The sequence below is a fragment of the Planctomycetaceae bacterium genome (genome assembly GCA_041398785.1).
Taxonomy (GTDB): domain Bacteria; phylum Planctomycetota; class Planctomycetia; order Planctomycetales; family Planctomycetaceae; genus JAWKUA01.
The window spans coordinates 260192-286339 of sequence record JAWKUA010000002.1 but is presented as its reverse complement, the minus strand read 5'-3'; the positions used below and the strand labels follow the sequence as shown (position 1 = coordinate 286339).

16 protein-coding genes and 1 tRNA gene are annotated in these 26148 nt (G+C 61.0%); 11 read left to right on the top strand and 6 right to left on the bottom strand.

Annotation, left to right across the window (positions count from 1 at the left end):
- Positions 1–210: 210 nt before the first annotated feature.
- The 3 genes from R3C19_03245 (at position 211) to R3C19_03235 (ending at position 7303) form a co-directional block, all read left to right on the top strand.
- Positions 211–5067 carry a PQQ-binding-like beta-propeller repeat protein gene (locus R3C19_03245; GenBank protein ID MEZ6059358.1) on the top strand — a complete coding sequence of 1619 codons (4857 nt, stop codon included), beginning with the start codon at positions 211–213 and terminating at the stop codon, positions 5065–5067.
- A 453-nt stretch (positions 5068–5520) separates the two neighbouring features.
- Positions 5521–7125 (top strand): hypothetical protein, encoded by a 1605-nt coding sequence (locus R3C19_03240; GenBank protein ID MEZ6059357.1) that lies wholly within the window; start codon positions 5521–5523, stop codon positions 7123–7125.
- Between the two features lie 104 nt (positions 7126–7229).
- Positions 7230–7303, top strand: a tRNA-Asp gene (locus tag R3C19_03235).
- Positions 7304–7510: 207 nt separating this feature from the next.
- On the opposite strand, the gene R3C19_03230 is transcribed toward R3C19_03235, so the two are convergent.
- The 3 genes from R3C19_03230 to R3C19_03220 form a co-directional block, all read right to left on the bottom strand.
- A complete protein-coding gene (locus tag R3C19_03230) occupies positions 7511–10759 on the bottom strand; it encodes a UvrD-helicase domain-containing protein (GenBank protein ID MEZ6059356.1) in 3249 nt (1082 codons plus the stop codon).
- A 161-nt stretch (positions 10760–10920) separates the two neighbouring features.
- Positions 10921–12120: a lipid-A-disaccharide synthase gene (locus R3C19_03225; protein ID MEZ6059355.1), complete on the bottom strand. Its 1200-nt coding sequence runs from the start codon at positions 12118–12120 to the stop codon at positions 10921–10923.
- 255 nt (positions 12121–12375) lie between these two features.
- Positions 12376–12780 carry a hypothetical protein gene (locus R3C19_03220; protein ID MEZ6059354.1) on the bottom strand — a complete coding sequence of 135 codons (405 nt, stop codon included), beginning with the start codon at positions 12778–12780 and terminating at the stop codon, positions 12376–12378.
- A 524-nt stretch (positions 12781–13304) separates the two neighbouring features.
- On the opposite strand from R3C19_03220, the gene groL (R3C19_03215) reads away from it, so the two are divergent.
- The 8 genes from groL (R3C19_03215) to R3C19_03180 all read left to right on the top strand — a co-directional run bounded on the left by groL (R3C19_03215) (position 13305) and on the right by R3C19_03180 (position 22125).
- On the top strand, positions 13305–14990 hold the full coding sequence (gene groL / locus R3C19_03215; protein MEZ6059353.1) for a chaperonin GroEL: 1686 nt from the start codon (positions 13305–13307) through the stop codon (positions 14988–14990).
- A gap of 185 nt (positions 14991–15175) precedes the next feature.
- Positions 15176–15463 (top strand): co-chaperone GroES, encoded by a 288-nt coding sequence (gene groES / locus R3C19_03210; GenBank protein MEZ6059352.1) that lies wholly within the window; start codon positions 15176–15178, stop codon positions 15461–15463.
- Between the two features lie 178 nt (positions 15464–15641).
- Complete coding sequence (gene groL, locus R3C19_03205; GenBank protein ID MEZ6059351.1) at positions 15642–17261, top strand: chaperonin GroEL; 1620 nt, start codon at positions 15642–15644, stop codon at positions 17259–17261.
- A 241-nt stretch (positions 17262–17502) separates the two neighbouring features.
- The gene (gene dnaJ / locus R3C19_03200; GenBank protein MEZ6059350.1) at positions 17503–18645 is read left to right on the top strand and encodes a molecular chaperone DnaJ; all 1143 of its coding nucleotides are present in this window, start codon (positions 17503–17505) and stop codon (positions 18643–18645) included.
- Positions 18646–18816: 171 nt separating this feature from the next.
- On the top strand, positions 18817–19422 hold the full coding sequence (gene grpE, locus R3C19_03195) for a nucleotide exchange factor GrpE (protein ID MEZ6059349.1): 606 nt from the start codon (positions 18817–18819) through the stop codon (positions 19420–19422).
- Between the two features lie 24 nt (positions 19423–19446).
- A complete protein-coding gene (locus tag R3C19_03190; GenBank protein MEZ6059348.1) occupies positions 19447–19746 on the top strand; it encodes a zinc ribbon domain-containing protein in 300 nt (99 codons plus the stop codon).
- Between the two features lie 8 nt (positions 19747–19754).
- Positions 19755–20645: an FHA domain-containing protein gene (locus R3C19_03185; GenBank protein MEZ6059347.1), complete on the top strand. Its 891-nt coding sequence runs from the start codon at positions 19755–19757 to the stop codon at positions 20643–20645.
- 148 nt (positions 20646–20793) lie between these two features.
- Positions 20794–22125 (top strand): radical SAM protein, encoded by a 1332-nt coding sequence (locus tag R3C19_03180; protein ID MEZ6059346.1) that lies wholly within the window; start codon positions 20794–20796, stop codon positions 22123–22125.
- Between the two features lie 62 nt (positions 22126–22187).
- Here the strand turns inward: R3C19_03180 and R3C19_03175 are convergent, their stop codons facing one another.
- The 3 genes from R3C19_03175 to R3C19_03165 all read right to left on the bottom strand — a co-directional run bounded on the left by R3C19_03175 (position 22188) and on the right by R3C19_03165 (position 25458).
- Positions 22188–23291: a methyltransferase domain-containing protein gene (locus R3C19_03175; GenBank protein ID MEZ6059345.1), complete on the bottom strand. Its 1104-nt coding sequence runs from the start codon at positions 23289–23291 to the stop codon at positions 22188–22190.
- A gap of 140 nt (positions 23292–23431) precedes the next feature.
- A complete protein-coding gene (locus tag R3C19_03170; protein MEZ6059344.1) occupies positions 23432–23821 on the bottom strand; it encodes a PAAR domain-containing protein in 390 nt (129 codons plus the stop codon).
- 179 nt (positions 23822–24000) lie between these two features.
- Positions 24001–25458: a hypothetical protein gene (locus R3C19_03165; protein ID MEZ6059343.1), complete on the bottom strand. Its 1458-nt coding sequence runs from the start codon at positions 25456–25458 to the stop codon at positions 24001–24003.
- Positions 25459–26148: the final 690 nt, after the last annotated feature.

The window sequence follows — 26148 nt, the reverse complement described above, 5'->3', positions numbered from 1 at the left end:
CGGCGGCGCGGAATCGAACGCACGGACTTTCGGAAGAATGACACGAATTGGTCGAAAACGGTAGCCGACGCGGTCGTCGCTGATTTTTCATGGCGACCGCGGGATTCCTGGAATTCGTGGACGTCCCGAACCAGCTCTGCGACAATTAAAGGCCGATTCAGGTTGCCGACGCTTTGACGCCGGCCTTTCCCACTTCGCTGATCCATGTTCATGACCAGACGACGCAGGTTGCTGATTATTGCGTGCATTCTGCTTTCCGCGCGAGCTGCGTGCGCTGTCGCTCAGCCCGCGGAAGACGTCGCGGAGGATCGTCAGCGGAGGCAGATCATTCAGTTGATGCAGGCGACGCAGCAACTGATATCAGACAGCAACTGGCTGCAGGCGGCGGATGCCTTCGATGCCGCCTGGGCCGAAGTCAGTCGCGGCGAAGACCTCCTGCTTAGCCTGAACGCATCGGCGACGGAGGAACTTCGGCCCGGTCAGCACGAAGTTCTCGCGGGAGCGCGAGCGAAGCTGGAAGAACTCTGGCGAACGGCTCCCGAAGCGTTTCGGCAGCAGTATTCCGCTCAGCAGCAACCAACCGCGACGACTCAGCTTCAGCAGGCGATGGCCACCGGAGATCCCGGAATGCTGCAGGAAGCCGTGATCCGATTTCAATACACGGCAGCCGCAAGTCAGGCGGCCCGAACGCTGATCGGACTATACGTCAGCCGGGGAGAATTTCTGGAAGCGGCCCTGGAAACCGGTCGTTTGCAAAGGCTGTCGAGCGGTGCGAACGATCGCAATCGGCTGCAGTGGGATCTGATCAGGTACTGGTGGCTGGCCGGGCTGGAAGAGGAAGCCGTTGACTCGCTGCGGCACCTGCTGCGATCTGATTCCACCGAGAAGTTCGTCGCCGGATATCAGGCCATTCCGCGCCCGGTCGCCGGTACCGACCTGAGAGACTGGCTGGCCGGACAGCTGAAGTCGCCGCGCCGCGTCCGGCCCGAAACCTGGCAGCAGTCGTTTGGCAACTACCGTCGCACTCAGGTGCATTCCGCAGGTCCGGCGGAGCTGACTTCTGCCTGGTCGGCGTCAGCGTATTCGTGCGAAATGACCGATGAACTGAACCCGTTGCTGGAAGCGGCTTCCGCACAGGTCAGGACGATCGCGATGCGCGAGCTGGCGGAGGGCAACAGCATCGCGTCCACGGCGGTGCCGATCGCGACGGATGACCTGATCGTGTACCGGGCGGTGACCAACATTCATGCCCGCAACCGTCATACGGGAGAGCTGGTGTGGGAATCCGGCCTGGTCGATCGGCAACTAACCGCGCTGGCCAATCACCTGCGCCGGCTGGGACCGGCCAGCGATTCGGACCAGCAGCGCCGTGCCCTGTTGCTGGGGCCGCAGTTGTTTAATCACTGGGCGCGAGCCAACGCCGGCGGGCAGTTGACAACCGACGGAACGTTCGTCTTCGCGGTCGAAGAAGTCACGGCCGCGACGCTGCAGATTGATCCGGACAACCGTTCGAGCGCCGGGCAGACGCATCCGGTGAACTATCTGCGAGCTTACGAACTGGCAACCGGAAGACTGCGCGGCCAGGCGGGAGGCAGCCTGAACGGCGGCGACGGCGGCCCCGTCAATCCTCTGGCGGGAATGTACTTTCTCGGCGCTCCGCTGGTGATGGGCGAACGAATTTATGTGCTGTCCGAGAATGATCAGGGGATCTATCTGCTGCAGCTGCAGGCAAAACCCCGCCCCGGACAGGTGGCTGGACAGCCGCCGGGTGAACTGGATCTGCGGCCGGTGCAGTCGCAGTTGCTGTCCATTCCGCAGTTCGATCTGGAAGTGCATCCGCTGCGGAAGTACAGCGGTGTCATTCCGTCGTTCGCTCAGGGCCTGCTGATCTGCAGTACCTGCGATGAGCGAGTGATCGCGGTGTCTGCGGAAGATCATTCAGTCCGGTGGGTGTATCGCTATCGCGGCAACGTCGCCATGCCCGAGCTGGGCGTCTTTCCGGTGATCGGAAACGCGATCAATCAGCGCGATTCCATGATGGCGGACCAGATTGCCGGCTGGCTGGATTCCCTGCCGCGGATCGCCGCTGAACGGATTCTGCTGACTCCGCGAGATTCGGATCGGCTGATCTGCCTGGATCTGCATTCCGGAATGGAACTCTGGACGCGGCCTCGCGGCGCGATGCGGGCAATCGCTGCGGTCACGGAGAACACGATCGTGCTGACCGGTCCCACGGGCGCGGAGGCCATTCGGCTGGAAGACGGTGCCTCGCTCTGGCGAACGGAACTTGACGGCGACATCGTCTGCGGCCAGGCAGCCACCAACGGCCGGATCATTCAAGTTCCCACGTCGGCGCCGGCGATTGAATCCATCGACATTGAATCGGGCCGCCGGCTGCTGACGCAGTCGCTTGGCGGCGAAGCTCTTCCCGGAAACCTGCTGGGCGTGGACGGCGATCTCTTTTCGCAGTCATTAAGAGACGTGCGGCGGTTCGCGATTCCTGACGAAGCTGCGTCCACGCCGCTGCTGGCGGCTCGCGAGCTGCTGCTGCAGCAGAATGTGAACCAGGCGGAGAATGTTCTTGCCGATGCGCTGGCCGGATCGACACCGCCGAGTCCCGGGACAGACCACGACGCGGAACGCCAGTTGTTAATCGACACGCTGCTGGAGTCGCTTCGGCTGGACTACCGCGGCAACGCCGAAAAGGTTCCTCGGGTCCGGCAGTTGATTGCCGAAAGTTCGCCGCCGAAGGAACAGGTGGCGGCGCTGGTGCAGTCAATGCTGGGCATGAACCCCGTCGATGCGGCCGTGCTGCCGGCTCAGTGGCAGCAGATCAATCGGACTCGGCGGCAGTTGGACTGGCTGCGCGACACGGCGGCTCAGGGATTGCTGGAACAGTCCGGTCTGCCGATCGGGGAACTCGCAGAACACATACTTCAGCAGTTCGACGATGCGTACGTCGCGCGGGATCGCGACGTCGCCACCGGTCCGATCATCTGTCAGGCGGATCGTCGAGTCGCGAAGGTCATCCATCAGGTGATCGCACGACACAGCGACCGATCGAAGCCCGTCGGTGCTGAACTTCGCGCGGCACTGGTGAATGCGCTGACGGAACCGCTGCGACAGCGAATCCGGAATGCGTCGTCGCCGGCGGAAACCTATTGGTGGTGTCAGATCTGCCTGCAGACCGGTCTGGCGCCGGCCATCGCTCCTGTGTTCGCTCACGAACAGGAAACGCTTCCGGCGGAAACAGCGCTGCTGGTCAGAACTCACCTGCTGGCGGACAGCATCGATTCCGGTGACAGCATCGCGGCGCGGCGGGCCGTTGTCAGTCTGCTGGATCTCTGGCGCCAAAACGGGATGCTGCATTCGGTCCGGACACTTTTCGAACAAAGCCGCGGCGGCGCAGAACGCATACGTCCCGCAGCCGATCGTCCCGAATCGGGATCGGTGCTGCGGCGTCTGCGGCTTCCGTACGATCAAGCGACACGCACCGCCGCAGCGGAATGGCGCGATGATTATGCCGACGACCTTGCGGAGGAACACAGACCCTGGAACGGCCGGCCGCGCGTCACGGAGTCGCCTGCGCGGACTGCCGTCGCCGGGCGCGATCCGCGAATCGGAGCGGCCGGAAGAAATCTTCCGCTGTTCGGATCGGCTGGTGCATTTCCCGGCTGGGCGTTCGTGCAGCCGGTGGCAGAAAACAGCGTCCAGGCGTACGACGAAGTGGGACGTCTGAGGTGGCAGTTCGAGCCGCAGATCGTTTTCAACGATCAGGCACGTCGCTATTTTCAGTCGTACAACACGGTGTCCGAACGTTATCTGCTGGCCTGCGGACATTTGCTGGCCGTGAAGCTGCAGCACATGTTGTTTGTGCTGGACTGTTCCACGGCCAGTGGCGAGTCGCCGCCGACCGTGCTCTGGGAATTGAATCTTTCCACCGAACTGGAACGGGCCACGGACCGCCAGGGATTTGACGACGCCTGGCAGCGAACCGAACAGTACGACATCCAGCCGGCCGGTTTGTTCCCGGTTGGTCCGCTGACGACAAACGGCCTGCCTCTTTACAGCGGACGGCAGCTTCGCGTCGTCGATCCGCTGACGGGCAGGCGCGCGTGGCAGGTCGACGGGCTTCCGGGCGACTGCACGCTTACGGGAACCGAACAGGAACTGTGCCTGATTTCTGAACTGTCCGGACAGATCGAAGTGCGCGACATGCTTGACGGGTCAGTGACTCGGCGAGTCCCGCTGCCCGACTGGTGGACCGAAGCGAACGAAAACTCAAATTCGTCCATCGCCGACTTCGAAATAGAGCCCGGCACGGATACCTACTGGCGAATCGCAGTTTCTGAAGGACGCTGTCTGCTGTTTCGGCTGACCTCGGAGAAGTCCAGTCTCGAGTTATTCAGCCTGGCCGATAACTCCACGGTCTGGCAAGTGACGCTGCCGGCGGACTCCTGCTTTTCCAATATCGCAGGCGGCATGGTGGCGGTGCTGTCGGAAAGCAATCGTCTGAGAATCTTCGATGCCGAATCCGGAGAAACGGTGTCGGACCTGACTGTTCCGGATGCTCCCGCATGTCGAGCACTCTATCTTCGGCCATGCCACGAACGGCTGCTGGTGCTGACCGAAAGCGTGGATGACCCGTCGTACGATCTGAATCCGATTTCCGACACGAATCCGATTAATGGCTGGATTTACGCGATCGACGGTGGCGGAAAATCGCTCCTGTGGTCAAGACGCACCGATCATGAACTCCTTCGAATTCTGACGCCGGGCCAGCAGCCTCCGTTCACACCCGCCGCGCCGCTGCTTGTCCTTTTGAAGCGTCCCAGCGACAAACTGCCGGACGGAAGCGATGCACCCACTGCACACTATGCAGCACGAGTGCTGGACGCCAGAACCGGTGAAGAACTGTTCGCCGAGGAAGATCTCGGCCGGACACTCAACTACCACGCTCTGAGAATGGACCCGCAGAAGCGGCAGATTGCGATTGGATTTGAGGTTCGAAACGTTACCTTTGATTACGACGACACGCCCGACGGCGATCAATCGGACCCGGACTGATTCGCCATCGCAGCTTTAGCGGATCCGCGTCTCCCGGCGTCCGCGCACTCACCTCTCCCAGCGCAGCGGCAGGGAGAGGTCGAGCGAGCGGAGCGATGCGAGGGAGAGGGCCGAACGCGCAACCGGTGTTTCTGACAACGCAGAGTGGCGAACGCGGAGCCGCCCTTCTCCGAACTTGCTTCGCTAATTCGACGCTCCTGATGGCCTTCGGCCGGGCGGGGAGCGTGGGGCGCAACTGCCCTGGCGCTGCCTCCGGGGGAGATCGCATCCGCAGGACGATGTGTGAGTCAGGGCCGGGAACTGCGAATCCGGGAGCATCGGAGTCTGGCCAATGCAAAATCCGGCAAGTATCATGCGGCCACAAGTGACCGGAGAGCCTCTCGAAGCAATCCGGCCGTCCCCAACGAAAACGGCCGTTTTTTTGAATCGGCAGACCACTCAGAAACGACTTTCATGACGAACCCGGCAGAGCAAAACGAACCTCAGGATTCCGCGGACAATTCCGACGAATTGGCCAGGAAGCTGTTCGGCATCGACTTCAGCAAGCCGGAAGCGGTTGGCGATGAACTGCTGTTCGATGACTACGATGACGGGAGTTCATCCGTCGACAGTCTGCTTGGGCTGACGCCCGCTGAGCCTGCGGCGGCAGCGGCGTCCGGCGATGATGACGTCGAGTTTGATCGCGACGACCGCCGGCAGCCGGATTATTCGGCGGAAGCTTATGCCGACGAAATCGACGACGACCTGATTCTGTTCTCCGACGAGGACGATGAAGAGGACGCCGACGTCGCCGAGTCCGGGCGAGCCGTTCCTGTGGCGCGGGCCGAAGAAAAGCCGGTGCAGCGATCACATTCTGAGGCGGCTAAAAAGTCCGAACCGGCTCGGCCTGTCGTGGAAGACGATTTCGACGACGACGATGACGATGACGACGAAGACATCGATATCGTATTTGACTTCGACGACGAAGCGGAAGACGACGACGAAGCAGAAGAACCACCAGCGGTTCGCCCCGCAGCGTCGAAACAGGACTCCGCTTCGAAATCGACAGGAAAGAAGGAGTCTGCGCCCGTAAAGGTTGCTGCCGCCGACGACGAAGCCTACTGGGACGAACTGGATCAGTGGGTCTGGGACGACGAGGCACCATCCGGCAAAGCGCCCCCTGCCGCCGACGAAAAAGTCGCTGCTGGATTTGACGACGACGAGGAAGACGAAGACGAGGACGACGTCGTTGATGTCCGGGCGGTTGCTGACGAGGACGAAGCGGAAGAACTTCAGGACGCTGATGTTCAGCCGCGGCGCAAGCGGGGTCGTCGTGGCCGGCGCGGCCGCGGTCGTCGCCGGGACCGTGAAGACGTTGCTGAGGAATCGTCCGTTCCCGCGGCAACTTCGTCGGTTGAGGGAATCGACGAAGACGAAGAAGATGAGGATGTTCTGTCCGAAATCCTGTTCGAAGAGGACGACGAGGACTTTGTCAGCGTCGCGCCGGCCCGCAGCCGGACGGTGCCGCCTCCGCGCAAGCGGCCCGGGGCGGATCGAACGGCTCCGGCGGCAGAATCTTCCGACGAAGACGAAGAAGACGATGACGAACGACCGCGCCGCCGGTCTCGCGGAGGACGCCGCGGACGTTCTCGACCGAAACCCGTTGTCGTCGAAGCGGAAGACACCTGGGACGACGATGACGATGAACTGGTGGCCGATGCGGGCGATTCCGAAGCTGTCGAAGACGAAGTTGAACGTCCTGGAAGGCGGCGTTCCTCACGTCGCCGCAGGCCGCAGCGGGAACAATCGGCGCCGGCGGATGCAGAACCGGCCGGACGACGGCGATCATCTTCGCCACAGGATGAAGATGAAGCGGCGTCGGCACCTGCCGGAGCGCGTCGAGCGACGGGAGTGGCACCCGAATTCGAAGGCGTTTCGTCGTGGGAAGAGGCCATCAGCTATCTGCAGATCCGGTCTCCCGGTGCCGACCACGCTGAACGCCGCAGCGGTAGCCGAGGTTCCGGCGGTGGTCGCGGCGGACAGCGACGCCGGGGGCCGCGTCGTCCGCCGAAGGAATGAACTGACCGCAACTCCCCGCAGTTCCTGACCGTCGGTCGAAGAATTGGTCTGCGGAATACTTGATTCCGCAGTTTCGCGGTGATACTGTTCCCCACCCCAAGCAGGGGGCCGTAGCTCAATTGGTTAGAGCGCCGGACTGTCGATCCGGAGGTTGCGGGTTCAAGTCCCGTCGGCCTCGCTTAATAGATCAGGGCTCGTCAATCGTCTGTCGGTTGGCGAGCCTTTTTTCCTGCGCAGTGCGTCAGAATCTGCCGCGTCCGTTGATGGTGAATCGTCGTTCCGAGAGTCACTGCGCCGGGCGGCAAGCGACACGGCCCGACTGCCAGTGGGCGGAATGCAGCGTGCTTCGGTGCTTTTTGGCTGCCGAATGATCGGACCGCCGCTCTTACCGCGCGGAATGGACATTCGTTGTTGCCAGAACGTCGGCCTCAAGCAACAGCAGTCGAGAAACGATGGCGTCCGGATCGACGCGGAAGCAATGAGCGACTGCTTCGCGATAGACGTCAAGCTGCGGGCCGTAGTGTGCGATTCTGTCGGCGGCCCAGATGGCGGAGTCACCGAACAGTCGGTCTGTCTTGAAGTCGATGATTTCTGCGGCAGCGGGCCTGCCGTTCTTGCTGAGAAGCACCAGGCGATCAATCGTGCCCTGAACGATGGCTCCGCTGCGGCGGAAGACAAACGAGCGTTCGTTCTCAACGCTCAATTCGTACTGTCCGCCGCGGATCCCGCCCGACAGTTCGGCGAATGGTGCTCGCGCTAATGCGGCGGAACGGCTCAGAGTCTGTCGCACTTCGGACTGTTTCAAAATTCGCAGGAAGTCCGGTAGCAGCAGGTCGGTCGTGGCTTTGTCGATGCCATTCGATTCGGCGATTGCGTACCAGGCGCCGTCTTCGGGCAGCGTCGCTTCGTCCAGCCACAGAATTGCTTCGAACCATGCGTGAAACAACGTGCCTTTCGTCCGTGGATCGATCGCGGTCGTCCGGGAATCTGCGGCATCGGGTCGCTGCCAGCCGGATTCTTCAGGAATTCCGTCGGACTTGCCGGAACGCGAGCTGATGTACAGCCGATCCGGTTCGTGTTTCGAAGGAGCCTCGCGTCGCAGCCCGCGAATTCGGCCGCCGGGCATCGGTTGAAGCCTGATCTTCGGCGCCGCGAGCGCGGGATCGGGCCGGATCGCGTCATGCGGTCGCGGCTGCCCGAATTTCGGGTTGTTGTTGAACCAGAATTCGTCGCCGGTTTCGTAAAGGACTTCATTTTCACCATCCGAATCGTCATCGCACAAAGCCGCCAGCAGCAGCCCCGCGAAAGTTTTGGGCGACTTTCCCTTTTCGACCGGCGGTACCAGCATGTGCAGCGCGTGGACGGCTCGCGTGAGCGCGACGTAAAGCTTGCACAGTGCTTCGCGGACGTCTCGTTCGGTCGTCTGTTCAAATGCCCGCCGCAGAGCTTCGGGCAGCAGCGGGCGCAGCTCCTTTTTTCGCCACAGGCAAACGCTGTCCGGCGGCGCGTCGCCTCCCGGTCCGCCGACCGCAGCCTTCGGCGAACGAAACAGATCTCTTGCGCCATCCAGTTCCGGCAGCACGACGACATCAAATTCCAGGCCCTTGCTTTGGTGAATCGTCATCACTCGCACCGGAGCCGGTTCGGCTTTGCTCAGCCGGCTGCCTTCCAGCAGACGGACGAATTCCGTCGGGCTCAGCGACGGTGATTGGTCGAACTTCCAGCCTTCAGCAACGATCTGTTTCAGCCGCAGCAGGTCCCTCTGACTGCACACGGGTCGAACGGTATTGGAAATCCACTGCAGAGTGCGGCCGTACCCGTCGTCCATCAGACGGGCTCGAATGCGCGCTGCCGATTCGGCTGCTTCTGTGTCGTCGTTCCAGGTGTGCAGTCCTGCCAAGTCCGCGAGCGGTGAGGTGGCGACATGAAACCGGGACACCTCACAGCCGGGATGTCCGGCCAGGTGCAGCAGCGAAAACACGGCCAGCACGGCGGGGCTGTCGACGGGAGCCGTGCCGCCTTCCTCACTGGCCGGAACTCCCATCAGCGTCAATTTGTGAACCAGCCGCGCGACGGTTGCGTTTCTGACTGTCAGGACGCCGATCTCCGCGCCCGGAGCCTGTTGATGCAGTTCCCTGACCTGCTGCGCCACCCATTCGAAATATGGTTCGCGGCGTTCGTCGGCGTTGTCGCCTTCGAACTTCGGCGACGTTCGCAACTGAACGAAGCCTGGCCGATCCGTGTGGACAGTCGAGTGTTCCGGGAACGCACTTGACCAGTCGCGGCAGGCTCCTTCGTAGTCGTCCAGGCCGGCGTGCCTGTCGATGTGGCGAAACACGCGGTTGACCGTGTTAATGACCGCGGTGGAAGATCGGCGACTTTCGTCCTGCGACGTGGCTGCGATGTCGGGGATTGTGCGTTCCACGGAATCCAGAATCTCAGCCACACCGCCGCGCCAGCCATAGATCGCCTGTTTCGGATCGCCCACGCAGAAGAAGCTGCCTTTGGTTTCATCCGGCGTCGAGCGTTCGGCGATATTCAGTGCCAGGCGTTTCAGGACACTCCACTGATCGGGCGACGTGTCCTGAAACTCGTCCAGCAGCAGATGCCGGATCGAACTGTCGAGCCGGAAATTCATGCGGTCTCCGTCGGCCGCTCGGTGGGAACGGGCGAGCGTGCGCGTGACGTCGTTGAATCCCAGCCAGCCGTGTTCGGATCGCAGCCGAGCGTATTCGCGGTCAAATCGTTCGATCAGGCGATACGTGGCAATTGTCTGCTGGCGGAGCGCGTCCAGCAGTTCAGCCTTCGCGTGCGAGACCAGCTTGCGGCAGGATTCGACGAGGCTTTCCGGCAGGGGCTTCTTGTAGTAGGTGCAGTGTCCCTCGAAGACGGACTTCGCAAATCCGGTCGTCAGGAACTTTTCCATGTCGCCTGATTCGAATCGTGCGATGTCGGCAGCTCGCGTGTCGGCGGAATTTTTGCGATCGGGAAGTTCGCATTCCTGCAGGTCTGCGATCGTCTGCTGAAGTTCCTGCCCGGTGAGTCGCGGAAGTTTGGGAATGCGCTGCCAGGCATCCTGGTCTGTCTGCAGAAAGAGGTCGTAGAAATTCTCGACTGTATCGTTGATGAGATCGCGGACACTGCGCTTGCTGCGACCTTTCGCCAGCATCTGCATCAACCGCTGAGCGTCCTTCGGCACGTGTTGCGAAAGCACCGCGTCGATTGCCTGCTGGCGAAGGTCGCGGTCGGTCGCGTCGTCGACGATGCTCCATCCCGGCGGCAGGCCCAGTTCCAGAGTCAGGCTTCGCGCGACCTGCTGAAAGAAGCTGTCCAGCGTGCAGACTCGGACGCGATGCAGTTCCGCGGTCACGCCTGCCAGAAGTTGCCGGGACCTGGCCTGAGTGACATCGGCGGGCTTCAGTTGCTCTGCCAGTTCCGCCGCGGCAGCGGAATCCTGAGCGGCGCCGGCAAGTCGCATCAGGACGCGTCCCAGAATTTCACCGGCCGCCTTGCGCGTGAACGTCGTGGCCAGAATCGTTTCCGGAGCGTTGCCGAGAAACAACTGCTTCAGAAAATGATTCGACAGCTTGAACGTCTTGCCGCTGCCGGCGGAGGCTCGGATAAGCTGATGCATCGTGCCATTGTAGACTTCCGAGTGATGATTGCCGATTGCAGGGCATCACCTCCGGCCGTGCCACAGCTCGTCCCGTCATTCCCGCGCAGGCGGGAACCAAGCCGCACACACTGGGTTCCCGCCTGCGCGGTAATGACGGGACGGGTGGAGAACCCCGACTACTATGCCGCTTCGGCCGTTGCCGGCAGTGTTCCGTTGCCGGTCGCAAGTTCGCGTTCCAGCAGGTCGGCGACTCGTCCGGTTGCTCCGGTGATCGCGGCCCGGTCGGCCAGCGCCGCCATTTCGTCGGCTTTGTGCTGAAGTTCGTCGCGGTTTCGGCACCAGTTCACCAGGTGGCCGGCCATGCTGCGAATGTCGCGTGTCGGATCACCGACAGAAATGAACTCCGGCATGACTTCCCGGTCGGCGATCAGGTTGACAAGCGTGATGAAGCGACACTTCATCAAAAACCAGGACGCGATCAGCCCGATCCGGTGGCCGCGATACAGGACGACTCCGGGGGTCCTGCGAGCCAGCAGTTCCAGGCTGACGGATCCGCTGACCATCAGGCAGCAATCAGCCGCTTCGATGATTTCTGAGGTTTTTCCGGCGACGTATTGGATATCAATCGTCTCCGGCAGGCCGGCCTGCTGCTGCAGGTTCCGGCAGGTGACGGAGTGCTCCGGCCGGTAGTTCGCGACGATCCAGCGGATGCCGTCGACGGAACCAGACACCGTCTTCACGACCTCCAGCATCAGCGGCCAGTTGCGATCAACTTCGTGATTGCGGGACCCCGGCAACAGTCCGATGACGACTGTGGGAGTTTGCTGAGAATCGGCACTTTGAAACTGCCGCATCAACGGCTTGTCCAGAGTTCTGGCCGCCACTTCGTCGAAGAACGGATGTCCGACCCACGTCGTCTTCACGCCGCGCGACCGGTACCAGTCGTATTCAAACGGCAGCGCGCAAATAACGTGATCGACCCACTTGCGAACGCGGCGAATTCGCCAGCCCGCCCAGGCCCACAACTGCGGCGGAAGATAGTAGTAGACCGGAATGCCGCGTCGCCTGGCGGCTCGGGCGATCCACCAGTTAAAGCCGGGAAAATCGATCAGCACGACGGCATCCGGCGGCGACTGGTCGAAGTGAGCTTCCGCCTGCCGAACCAGTCGACGGAACTTCGCCAACAGCGGGACGACTCGCAGGAATCCCATGACGGCCAGTTGTGTCAGTTCAAACAGCAGCGAACAGCCCTGCTTCCGCATTTCCGGACCGCCAAAACCTTCCGCCGCAAAGTCACTTCGCCGCGACCGCAGTTCCTGAATCAAATGGGCAGCGTGCTGATCGCCGCTTGGTTCGCCGGCCGAAAAAAAGATTCTCATCGCGTTCATCCGTGAATTGCCTGGACTCGCTGCGTGCTCCGGCAGCGTACCGCCGGAGCGCCGCAACGGTCAAGATGCCCTCCGGGGCGTCGATTTGCCGGTCACTGCCGATCGGCGTGTGTTCTTGCTCGGCGGCAGGCATCTGAGAAACGATCGAACGCTGGCCTTACGGTTTCACTCCGCCGGCAGACTCACGTCCGCGGCTTGCAGGATTCGACTTGCCCAATGCCGCAGAGTGCGCGTTTCCGGAACGAATCAGTAAACGCCAATGCCGATGGCAACGCCGTGAGGCCGAACCCGATGGAAGTGTGGCCTGCGATAGACAGGGCCGTAATAGGCGGCAGCGACGGGAACCGTTGGTGCGAACACCTGGTTATACGTCACGACGCTGACCGGAGCAGGCGCCAGCGGGCCGCGGTAAGCAGTAACCACCGGATACGAATAGACAGAAACGGCGGTCGGCACGACATAAGCCGGCTGTTGAACGACAACAGGCGCTGGATACGCGGCCGGGGCGATGCTGACCGACTGATACGTGACTGTCTGGCCTCCGAATGCATAGGCTGGCGGGCCGCCGGCGAACCAAAGCGGATCGTGTGCTGAAGCGGTTCCCGTGAGAGCCGCCGCGATCAGAAATGCCGATGCGATGTGCCGAATCATGTTTGTCTGTCCTGTTTGAGTTTTCTTCGAAACGTCGCGCGGCCGTTGAACTGCCTGAGCGACTCAGCCTGCTTACTTTGACAGGATTTTAGTCTCCGCGAGTCGCAGGGTCACGCGTGTCAGCGGTGCTGCTTGAGATGTGGGTGTCGGCAACGCTGGCAAATTCTGCCGGCGAGCAGAATCGAGGACGCCGATGTTTCCGTGAAGGGAAGGCGGGGCCAGCGTCCCGTGGTCCGCAGCCTCACTCAAAATCATTTGAGGACGGCGTCCGGGTGGATGGTTACCGGACGCGAGGTCCGTTGTTCGAAGCTTGCCGGCGAGAGCCGCCAGCCGTCTGCCAAAACGACGGATGTGTGACCTGAGTCCCGCATGACACGTAGCTCAGGCTGCCTGCAAGTATCAACTGTTGAATGACTTACACTCACAGTTTCCTGCCCGGCATGTTGTTTGCTCTGCGGGACCGTCACGGCAGGTTGCTGCCAGACAGACACGCCAGAAAAAGAAACCGTGACCGAGGAGAAACCGTGGCAAAGTTACTGACGTTTGACGAAGAGGCTCGAAAGGGTCTGCTGTCCGGCGTTTCGAAGCTTTCGCAGGCCGTCAGCAGCACGCTGGGGCCGCGAGGACGAAATGCGGTCCTGGACAAGGGCTGGGGAGCCCCGAAGGTGACCAAGGACGGTGTGACGGTTGCCGAAGATATTGAGCTGGAAGATCCCTACGAGAATGTCGGCGTGCAGCTTGTGAAGGAAGCGGCGTCGAAGACCAACGACGTTGCCGGAGACGGAACGACAACCGCGACAGTCCTGGCTGAGGCGCTTTACCGTGCCGGGCTGAAGTACATCGCTGCGGGAGCCGACGCGATGGCTCTCAGCCGCGGTGCTCAAAAGGCCGTCGTGGCGGTCGTCGAAGAGCTCGCGAAGATGTCCAGGGTGGTCAAGGCCAACGACAAGGAGCAGATTGCTCGCGTCGCCGCAATCGCCGGAAATAACGACCCGGAAGTTGGCAAGATTCTTGCCGACGCTCTGATGAAGGTCGGCAAAGACGGAGTCATCACCGTCGAGGAAGGTCGCAACGTCAGCACGGAAGTCGAGCTGGTCGAAGGAATGCAATTCGATCGAGGCTACCTGTCGCCGCACTTCATAACGAATCAGGATGAGCAGGAAGTTGTATTCGACAACTGCCGAATTCTGCTGCACGAAGAGAAGATTTCAAACGCCAAGCAACTGGTCCCGCTGCTGGAAGCAGTGTCAAAGGACGGTGCTCCGCTGCTGATCATCGCTGAAGACGTCGAAGGCGAAGCTCTGGCGACACTGGTTGTCAACAAGATGCGCGGTATTCTGCAGGTGGCAGCCGTCAAAGCACCGGGCTACGGAGACCGTCGCAAGGCGATGATGGAAGATATTGCCGTGCTGACCGGCGGGAAGGCGTTCTTCAAGGATCTGGGGATCAAGCTGGAGAATATTCAGCTTTCAGACCTGGGTCGCGCCAAGCGAGTCCGGATCGATTCCGACAAGACAGTCATCATCGAAGGTTCCGGAAAAAAGGGCGACATTTCCGGTCGCGCCGAGCAGATTCGGCGTGAAATCGAATCGACGGACAGCGAGTACGACCGTGAAAAGCTGCAGGAACGACTGGCCAAGCTGGCTGGCGGCGTGGCTCAAATCAAAGTCGGAGCCGCCACCGAAACGGAAATGAAGGAACGCAAGGACCTGGTCGATGACGCGTTGAATGCGACGCGAGCTGCCATTGAAGAAGGGGTCGTGCCCGGCGGCGGTGTCGCATTGCTGCGGTGTGCCCGAATCCTTGATGAGATGAAGCTGAAGGGCGACGAAGAGCACGGCGTGGAACTGGTTCGCGGCGTTCTTGAAATGCCACTGCGGATGATTGCTCAAAACGCCGGATTGGATGGTGCCGTTGTCGCGAACCGCGTCAAGAAGGAGAAGAAGGCTTCTCACGGCTACGATGCCCTGAATGACCAGTATGGCGACATGTTCGCGTTTGGCGTGGTTGATCCAACCAAGGTTGTTCGGTCGTCTCTGCAGAATGCCATCAGCGTTGCTTCACTGCTGCTGACGACAGACTGCATTGTCGTCGAAGAGCCGGCAAAGGAAGAGGACAACCACCACGACGACCACCACCACGACATGGGAGGCATGGGAGGCATGGGTGGTATGGGCGGCGGGATGGGCGGTATGCCCGGAATGATGTAATCAGCGGTGCGGCCATCGCTCGCCGAGTGTGGTCACTGCAATGGTCGGTGCGGTCACAGTTGTTGTTCAGTGGCCGGGCTCTGCCGGTTACCTGCCATGCGGGTAAGTCGCCGCCCCAAAGTTCAATTCAGTTCAGACATTTTCCATAGATCCAGACAAGTCTTTGAAGCACCACGGAGCAAATGATGAAAGTCAATCCTCTCGATGATCGAATCGTAGTTCGTCCCGGCGAAGCAGAAGAAAAGACTTCCGGCGGCATCGTCCTGCCGGATGCCGCCAAGGAAAAGCCACAGCGCGGGACCGTGCTGGCCGTCGGGCCGGGACGTCTGTTGGACAGTGGACAGCGCAGCCCGATCAGCGTTGAAGTCGGCGATCAGGTTCTGTTCGGCAAGTACGGCGGTACGGAAATTGAAATCGACGGTGAGGAAGTGAAGATTCTTCGCGAGAGCGACATTCTGGCGAAGGTCGTCTAGTCCGGGGACTCAGTGTCGGTCATCCGTTTTCGGCAGCAGTCGAAAACTTACGCCGGCACTGACCTGAGACCGCCACCGCTGAATCGTCGTCGTGTGCTCGATTGAGGCGCCATCCGCGATTCTGGCACTGAACACAGACAACTGAACACTGACATCTGAAAACTTCCCGAGGACGAAAATGGCTAAACAACTACTGTTTGACGACCGCGCTCGAATCAAGCTGCATCGCGGTGTCGACACACTTGCAAAGGCGGTCGCTGTCACGATGGGGCCAACGGGTCGCAATGTGATTATCGACAAAAGCTTCGGCAACCCGGTCGTCACGAAAGACGGTGTGACTGTCAGCAAAGAGGTTGAGCTTGACGATCCGTACGAGCACATGGGGGCCAAGCTGGTCAATGAAGTGGCCAGCAAGACCAGTGATCTGGCGGGTGATGGAACGACCACCGCGACCGTGCTGGCCAGGGCAATTTATGACGAAGGCCTGCGCAGCATTTCTCTGGGAGCGAATCCGACGGTTGTTCGGCGCGGCATTGAAAAGGCGGTCGAAGCGGCACTGGCCAGCATTGAATCGCAGGCCAGACCGGTTGAATCCCGGCAGCAGGTTGCCCAGGTGGGAGCGATCTCCGCGAACAACGACCGAGCCATCGGGGATATGATCGCCAATGCGATGGAACGCGTCGGTCGCGATGGTGTTATCACCGTTGAAGAAGGCAAGGCGAACGAAACGACGCTGGAATTTGCGGAAGGGATGCAGTTCGACAAGGGCTACATTTCTCCCTACTTCGTGACCAGTGCCGAAGACATGAAGGCCGTGCTGGAAGACTGCCTGATTCTGCTGTTCGAAAAGAAGATTTCGAACCTGCGTGAATTTGTTCCGCTGCTGGAAAAGGTTGCTCAGTCCGGCAAGCAGTTGCTGGTGGTCGCGGAGGATGTCGACAGCGAAGCGCTGACCGCGCTGGTTGTCAACAAGCTGCGCGGCGTGCTGAAGGTCTGTGCCGTGAAGGCGCCCGGCTTTGGCGACCGTCGAAAGGCGATGCTGGGAGACATGGCCACGCTGACCGGAGGAACGCTGATCTCCGAAGACCTTGGCATCAAGCTGGATTCCGTTCAACTGGCTCAGCTTGGTTCGGCGCGGCGCGTTGAGGTCACAAAGGACAGCACCACGATCATCGAAGGCAACGGAGACCACGATGCCATCAAGACTCGTGTTCAGCAGATCCGTGATCACATCGAAAAGACCGACAGTGACTACGACCGCGAGAAATTCCAGGAACGTCTGGCCAAACTGACGGGCGGCGTGGCGGTGATTTCCGTGGGAGCGGCCACCGAAGCGGAAATGAAGCAGACGAAGGCTCGCATGGAAGACGCCCTGCACGCAACCCGCGCTGCCGTTGAAGAAGGCATTCTTCCCGGCGGCGGTGTGGCTTTGCTGCGAGCGATCACGGCCGTTCAGAAGCTGGAATCCAGCGGTGACGAAGCGATCGGTGTCGGCATCATCATCCGCGCTCTGGAAGCGCCGCTGCGGCAGATCGCCAGCAACTGCGGTGCGGACGGTGCGGTCATTGCGGACGAAGTTCGTCAGTTGAAAGGTGCGATGGGATTCGACGCGTCAAATGGCCAGTTCGTGGATATGCTGGCTGCCGGGATTCTGGATCCGGCGAAGGTTGTCCGCAGCGCCCTGTCGCTGGCGGCCTCCATTGCCGGACTGATGTTGACCACTTCCGTCCTGGTGACTCGCACTGACGATGCCGACGGAGGCGCCAGCAAGCCGAAGGTTGAAGGGGCGATCCGCTAGCAGTCGCTTTCGTTCTTCGAATTCTCACCTGCCAGCGCCGGATGTCGGGGCTGTTGAAGGCATGTCGGGTTCACTGAAGCGGCTCGCCCGGAAACGGGTCCGGAAGCCCGGCTTTTCAAAAAAAGCCGGGCTTCCACGACGTATGCTTCCGTGATTTTTGCAGCGGAACGATTGAATATGCCACAATGGCTGCGATCGGACGGAACACAGATCGCATCGGCATTCGGCACGACGGGAACAGATGATGACTTCGCAGCGTGACTACTACGAAGTGCTCGAGGTAGCGCGTGACGCGTCCGGTGACGTCATCAAGAAGGCTTACCGAAAGCTGGCTCTCAGATACCACCCGGACCGCAACCAGGGCGACGAAGAAGCGGTCGTGAAGTTCAAGGAGGCAGCCGAGGCTTTTGACGTTTTGAGTGATCCCGGTAAGCGGTCTCGCTACGATCGCTTTGGACATGCGGGAGTCTCCGGGGCGGCTGGCGGCGGTGGCGGCGCCGGCTTCCAGGACATGAACGACATCTTCGGAGCATTCGGAGATCTGTTTGAGGGATTCGGGTTCGGCGGCGGTCGGCGCCGTGGCGGTGGCGCGCAGCGCGGCGCTTCGCTGCAGGCGTCAGTTCAGATCGAGCTGCCCGAGGCTGCTGCCGGCTGCCGCCGCGAACTGCATATCTCACGACACGAAGAATGCGAAACGTGTCACGGATCGGGTGCCCGGCCCGGATCGGAAAAGGTCAAGTGCAGCACGTGCGGCGGACACGGTCAGGTGATTCAGTCGCAGGGATTTTTCCGTGTTCAGACGACCTGTCCGGCGTGCCGGGGCGCAGGAGAAACGATCAGGGATCCGTGCGGCGACTGTTCCGGGACCGGCCGGACGATGAGGGACGTTGTTCGCGAAGTTTCCATACCGGCGGGCATCGACACCGGAATGCAGCTTTGTCTGCGCGGCGAGGGCGAAGCAGGCACCAGAGGCGGAGCGCGAGGTGACCTGTTTGTCGATATCGAAGTGCGGCCGCATCCGCTGTTCAATCGCGACGGTCTGGATCTGAAATGCCGAGTCCCCATCACGTACACTCAGGCGGCGCTGGGAGCGGAGATTCCGATTCCCACGCTAAATGGCCGGCAGACGCTGGAAGTCAGTTCGGGAACACAGCCGGGCAGTGTTGTTCGACTGCGTGGTCTGGGAATGCCGGATCCGCGAGGCGGCAGCCGAACGGGCGACCTGCTTGTGGAACTTCAGGTCGAAGTTCCGAGAAAACTAAATCAGCGCCAGGAAGAATTGCTGCGGGAACTGGCGGAACTGGAAGACAAGGACGTGATGCCGCACCGCAAATCGTTCTTTGCACAGGTCCGGGAGTTTTTCGCCGGCGATGATGACGACTAATCGACCTGGACTGACAGACACACTGAGCGGGCATCGATGGTATTTCGGCCTGCACAGTTGTCGGTCCACCGGGAATCCGGACAACGAACTTCGCGTCCGCAGCAACAGCTTGGGAAGGTCATCACTCCTCTTCCGGTACCGTGACACCATTTAGCACCGACAGCGATTACCATGAGCAGGGAAAAGAAACATACCGAAGCCGGCGACGGCGCCGCAGCGGACACGGACAGCCAGGGGGCCGACGTGACTGCTGAGGCCGTTGCGTCCGCCGCCGCGGCAATCGATTCGGACGAACTGCAGAAACTGCGGCAGGAAGCTGACGAGGCCAGGGACCGTTCGCTGCGGGCTCAGGCGGAACTTGACAACTTCCGTCGCCGTACTCAGCGTGAGGTCGATGAGTTTCGCAAGTACCAGTCGATTCCCATTATCCGCGACATGCTGCCGGGACTGGACAACCTGAAACGCGCCGTCGGCGCTGCCGAACAGTCGGGCGATCTTCAGAATCTTCTGGACGGCATCCACATGGTCAGCCAGCAGTTCGAAGATGTGCTGAAAGCTCATTCCGCGATACCCATTCGTCCGCAGGGTCAGCCGTTCGACCCAAACCTGCACGAAGCGCTGACTCAGGTGCCATCCGCCGAGCATCCGCCGATGACTGTGCTGGACGTCGTGGAAACCGGATACAAGCTTCATGATCGCGTCATCAGACCGGCCAAGGTAATCGTGGCCTGCGCTCCTCCCCCGACCAATGATGCAGCGTCAACTGACGCTGACTGACCCGCCACAAGGAAAACAACGGTTATGCCAACGTACGAGTACCGCTGCAAAGCGTGCGAAAACCAGTGGGACGAGTTTCAATCGATTTCCGCCAGTCCGACGAAGAAATGTCCGGAGTGCGGCAAATTGAAAGCCGAACGCATTATCAGTGCCGGCGGCGGTATCATTTTCAAGGGCTCCGGCTTTTATCAAACAGACTACCGCAGTGAGTCCTACAAGAAGGGTGCCAGCGCGGAAAAGAAGTCGCAGGAATCGACGAAGTCAGATTCCTCATCATCCGGCAAAAGTGAATCGTCAGCGACGACGTCGTCGGCAGCCGAATAGATGTTGCCATGCCCATCACGTTAACGGTCATCTCGGGACCTGAATCCGGCAGGGTTCTGGAACTTCGCACGGGCAGTTCCGCTCGCGTCGGCCGCGGAGAAGATCTCGACTTCAGCGTTCCTGACGATCCGAGAATGTCGACTCAGCATTTTCTGATTGAAGGGCGGCCGGACTGCGGGCTGTTGACGGACCTGAAAAGCACGAACGGAACTTTCGTCAACGGTGAACCGGTCACGGAAGCGATTGTGGCGAATGGCGACCAGATCGTCGCCGGCCAGACGACCTTCGCGGTCACTTCCGGCGCTGCCGCGAAACAGGGCAGCGGGAAGCCGTCCGCGCCGGCGAAACGCCTGCAGGTTTCGTTTGCTCCGGCTGCGGCGGAAGTCTGTGCCGGTGTGACTCTGACGAGCGAAGGGAAGTCTCTGCTGAACGAAACGCAGTCCGCCGAGCAATTCGTTGGCGAACTTCGAAAGAAGAGCCTGTACGCCGACGCACTGCGCGTGCTGAGCCGGGCGATGGGCACTCCGGCCGCCCTGCTCTGGAGTTGCGGATGTGTGGAAACTGCACTGAACGATAGGCTGTCCGATTCGGAGCGTTCCGCACTGGACGCCGCCGGCAAGTGGGCCATGAAACCTTCCGAAGAAACGGCCGCCGCTGCCTTCGCCGCTTCCGCGAAGCTGGAAAACAGGGGACCGGCCGCAATGCTGGCGGAGGCGGCCTATTGGGGGGCCGGAAACGCGGCGCCGCCAGGACATCCGCCGATTCCGGCCGATGAACAGTTGCCCTGCCAGGCGATTTCCGGCGCTCTGACGCTGGTTGCCGTCGACGGGCCTCCGGAAGATGCGGCGGGGAAGTACGAGGACTTCATCGAAAAAGCACTGGCGGCTGCGGAAAAGTAGAATCGCCGCGTAACTGTCGCCGTGTTTCGTCGAAACTGGCAGTGCCGTCCAGTGGCATCCCTGGAAGGAAGTGTGCGACGCCGCAAATGACGCCGCAGGATTCCTGCTTCCGCCTCCGCCAAATCGGACGACGTTCGGGAGCCTGCCGATGAGAGTGCTGTTCCTGGAAATCGATACGGAACGAACGTGGGCCGTGGCTTCCATGGGGCCGGCGTTTCTGGCGGCCTATTTGCGGGTTCACGGGCATGACGTGACGGGTCTGCGCGTTCCGCCGGAGCAAACGGCCGACGCGCTGGTTGAGCGAATTGCAGCGCTCGATCCGCAACTGATCGGCCTCTCACTGACGACTCGACAGTGGCTGCGGGCTCGGGATCTGATTGCGGCGATTCGCAGAAAGATCGATGTCCCGGTGATCGCCGGCGGACTTCATGCGACGTTTTCTCCGGAAGCCGTGCTGGAACAGCCGGGATTCGACTACGTCTGTCTGGGCGAAGGTGAAGACGCTCTGCTGGAGCTTGTGACGAAGCTGGAAACCGGCAAACCCACCGATGACATCCGCAACATTCAGGTCCCCGGAGGGAAGCGGCCTGAACTGCGCCCGCCGATTGCGTCTCTCGATGAACTTCCGTTTCAGGCTCGCGATCTGCTGGATGAACAGTACGGCGTTGTTCACATCGCAACGCAGCGAGGCTGTCCGTTTCCGTGTACTTACTGCGCGGCTCGGCAGTATCACGATCTGTATGGCACCGAGAACTACGGTCGACGCAGAACAGTCGGCAGTGTCATGGATGAACTTGCGACGATTCAGAGAGAAGGAACGCTGAACTATGTCATTTTTCTGGACGATACGTTCACGATTTTCCCGACGTGGGTTTCGGAATTCTGTGAAGCGCACACAGAACGTTTTGGGACGCCGTTTTCCGTGCATGCCCGAGTCGACACGGTGACGCCGGAGATGCTGCATTCACTCGCTCAGGCCGGTTGCCGGCACATCGTGTTCGGCGTCGAAAGCGGCAGCCTGCGAGTCCGTCGGGAAGTCATGCACCGGCCAATCACGAACGAACGCATGATCGACGCCTTTCGCTGGTCGCGCGACGAAGGCATGATCGTCACTGCCAACTACATGCTGGGGCTGCCCACGGAAACTCGCGACGACCTGGAACAAACGCTGGCGCTGCATGAGCAGCTTCGACCGGATGACTTCGGCTACTTCGTTTTCTATCCCTACCCCGGAACGCGGCTGTTCCATGTCTGCCGCGAGAACGGCTATCTGCCCGACAACTTCCTGGAACTGCCGGCAAACCACCGCGAGTCCATCTTGAATCTGCCGGGGCTGAGCCGCGAGGACATCGCCGAGTACTACGATCGGTTCACTTTGCTGCGTGAACAGTCGTGGCTGAAGTCCGACGCCGGACCACGCTCGCCGGAACGCGACCAGGCCATTTCTCAGTCAGTGCGACAGTGCGCGGCAACGGGATAGCGGCACAAACCGATCCGACCGGTGCTGTGCTCAGCCCGCCGATGTTCGTGCGTCGCGGCTGCTCACGATGCGCCTGCCGGTGGCGGATCGGAAACCCGAATGACAAGTCCGTGAGTTCGGTAATGCATCGTGCTGCGGTCATGCAGACGCACGTGCCACGGCAGGTCATCCAGTTCGGCGGCCAGACTGAGTCGCGGAAACGAATGCATCGGCGAACCCGGTGTCAGCATCGACCGCAGCATCGCATCGCTGGCACCCGCGGTCGGGCTGCGTTGCGAATGGCCGCCCAGCCAGGCTTCAATGGGCGTCGCGCCTGCGGACCAGTCATACGGACAGGCAAGAATCGCCTGGCCGCCGGTTGCCGTCACTCGTTCAATCGACTTCAGGAAGTTCATGGGGCTGTTGGAACAGTCCAGCACGTTCAGGCTGACGGTTGTGGCAAACTGGCCGTCGCGAAAGGGAAGAGCATTGGCGTCGCAGCCCCAGAAATCGACGTTTTCGCTGCGCGGGAACGATACCGGAAACTCGCGGCGGTCGTACACGATTCCCACGCGGCGCCTGGGGTACCGCACCTGACCGGTACTCAGAACCCGCGACGCAATGCGCAGCATCGCGTAGTGCAGGTCTGCTCCGACGACAAGTTCGCCGGTCCGCTCCGCCATCGCGAACGACGTTCTGCCGACTCCGCACCCCAGGTCCAGCACCGGGCCGCCCACGGGCGAATCGGCCATCTCAAGACATCGGTCGAGCAGGTTCACGACCAGGCCCGGTTTGTCGGCGCCGGGCACGTCCGCCGGGTCGAACTCCGCGTAGTGGTCCCAGGTGTACGAACTGACGTGCTGACGCACGGATTCGAAAGCCGATCCCGGACCACAGCAGTCGGTCAGCATGCTTTCGGTGGCCTCGCTAAGATCGTCGCGACCGAAGATCTGCAGAATTCCGGATTCGATGAAGGATCGGATGTGCGGGATGATCAGCGGGATGCCGTCGATGATCGGGAACTCGCGCTGACAGGCCGTATTCGGGCACAGCAGCACACCTTCGAAGATGGCGGTATCGTCGGATTTCCAGACGGCGCCGATCGTCAGTCGTGAGTTGTCGAAACTGTTGTCTGACCTGCAGACGGGACAGACCGGTTGAAGTGCTTCGAAGTGTCGGAGTTTCACGCGGATTTGCTCTCGGAAGCTGCCGTTGTCGAGCCCTTCGCCTGTACTTGCCGATTTGCAGCGATCGCCGGTGCGTCGAACCAGGTCGATCCAGCCGTTGTGGCGGCGGAACGACGACACGCCGTCCGCCGGCTATGGATCTATCCACCGATCAGAACGGTCGGGCAGCCGGGTGGCAGGATCGTTCCGGTTGGGCTGGGGATCGGAGCAACACACGACGGGTGTGACGTCATATCACCGACACGTGCCGCCGGAAGATTGCTGATCATGACCGTCCCGGAACCTTTTGCAATCAACCCGGGACCGGCTGGCACGCAGGGAATGAGTGTGCAGATCTTGGTGATATCCGTGACCCGGGCAGCGGGCATGTTTCCGATCAGCACGGTTGGAGCGCACGGAGACAGGATTTGCAGCGGGAGTGCCGGATGCGGCACCGGTGTTGGCGTTGGCGCGGGCGGGTGAATCGGGGCGTGGCAGTGCGGAGCCTGCTGCAGCACGAGGTCCATCATTCTGGCGGCAGGCTGTCCCATCACGCGTCTCCCGTTCTGGCCATCTGCGACCGGACTGCACATGCACCGATCGCCAATCAGAGCAGATATTCTCGCCGGACATTAGCCGTCGGTTGCCGAAATTCCCAGAGTCTGTCGAAAAACGCGGCGAATGGCCGACGAATCGTGTCCCGGCAGTCAGGCCGGGCCACGGCAATTCTCTACTCCACAGCGACCGCCCGGTAGACTTCTCGCGGCTGAATGACCGGCAGCGACGGATCAGACGGTATCACCGCAGAGGCCGGCAGGACCCCTGTGTGTTCCGAGTGCTGTTTCAGTTCTTTCAGACGCAGCCGCGCGGCTTCGAGTTTCGGATTGATGGCAAGAGATTGCTGCAGGTGAGCTTCGCAAGTGGCCAGCATCTGTTCCTGCAGCAAAACACCGATATTGTAGTGGGCTGCCGCCTTTCCGACGGACCGTTCGAACTGTTCCGCGGCGGTCACCAGATCGCCGCTCCTGGCGAATGCAACTGCGAGTTGATAGCGAATCTCCAGGTTCTCCGGCGCTGCATCCAGTGCTGCCTGCAATACGTGAATGGCCGACGACCAGTCGCCGTCAGCCGAGTAGACCGCCGACAGATGAGTCGCCAGTTCCGGCTGCTTCTCCGCCAGTTCCACAACCTGGGCCAGCTTCGGGTTGACTTTCGAAATCGCTTTCCGGTCCAGTCGTGTCGCAGCGACCGTACGAAACGGTTTGACAGACGACGATGCTGCGACAGTTGCGGCGGGTCGAAACTCCGCAGGGACATCCGTGTGGCTCACGTCGTCATCCGCTTCAAAGACGATCAGGCAGGAAGGCAGTGCCTGCTGCAGTTCCTGCTGCCCGTCGGGACTGATCTGTGTGTGAATCAGACTCAGGCCGTCAAGCTTTCCAAGTGACTTCAGATGCGGCAGCGCTTCATCGGACAGGCGGGTGTCGTTCAGCATCAGGTAGCGCAGACCGGCCAGTTGCTGAAGGTGAACAAGACCGGCGTCGGCGATTCGTGTTCGCGACAGGTCCAGCAGCTGCAGACCGGAAATTTGCCCGACGACGGGAAGCGCGGCATTTGTAACGTCGGTGCCGCGCAGTTTCAGAGATTTCAGGCTCTGCATACGAGACAATTCGCCGATGCCCGCGTCGGAAACATCGGTACCCGTCAGATTCAGATTTCGAACCGTGTCGAATTGCGACAGACGTTTCAGATGGTCATCCCGGGTGCGGGTAAATGACAGGTCGACGCCGGTCAGTGCTTCGCCGTCGAACTGTACGGTCCCGCCAAGTTCACGAAGTTCCTCGACGACTTCGTCATCGTTTAACAGCAGGAACTGAGAATCCAGGTCGATCGAGTCCGACGAACCGGCGGGTCCCAGCGACATCGTCAGAGAATGGCTGTCGCGCACAGGCGCACTTCCGCCTCCCGCCGGGTCGCTGCTGTACTCCGCTTCGCCGCTGTCATCTGACTGCAACGGTGCCAGCGCCGAGGACGCGTTGTCGAGCATCAGCTCTTCAGGCGGTACCGGCGCCGGGGGAGTTGGCATTGCAGTACCGCCGCCGGACGGTTCCGGAGCGGGTGTCAGCGCATTCTGACGAACACGCCCGGTTCCGCCATGCATGCTGTAGGCCGCAGTGCCCGATGACATCGTGTACGTCGAGCCGTGACGGTGTCGCGAATGTGAATGATGGCGTCCGGTTCGGCATCCTGACGACAGCAGGCTGACTGTTATCAGCAATGCGACCGACCATCGCAGTCCGGGTATGCCAGTGTTGCAATGCACGTACTTCTGCGCCGCCATCCGTGCCAACTCCTCAAATGCGCATTAACGGTTTCATCGTTCCTGACGGTAGCTTTCATCACGCAAGCGTGGATTTGTTCACCAGCACAAATCGGAAAACCACTACAGACCGGCGCAGTTCCGTTCGAATGAATCTTTCCGGTCAGACATCATTGCCGCAGTCGTATCGAAATCGGTGACGACGCTGGCTGACGAATCTGGGACGTGCGGTGAGACGCCGATCGTCCAGGTAGTCTGTGCCGTCAGCGATCGCGACATGCTTCGCGTTTTTGCTGACCGAGCTTTCCCGAGACTGCCGCCTGCAACTCCACTGAGACTGCATTTCTGCTCGTGGAGAACCGCGGTCGGGTTATTGCCCTGCCCTGGCTGGCGAAACACAGAAGTCGCGCATGATTCCTACCGTCGCTGCGCTTGGATCGGCTGGTAGTTGCGGCGGCCACTGTTGCGAATTCGCATCCGAAGCCCTTGGTCATGTCACAGCCGACCCGAACTTTGAACTAGCGTTGTAGCGACAACAGGGCTTTGACCGTCTCGGCG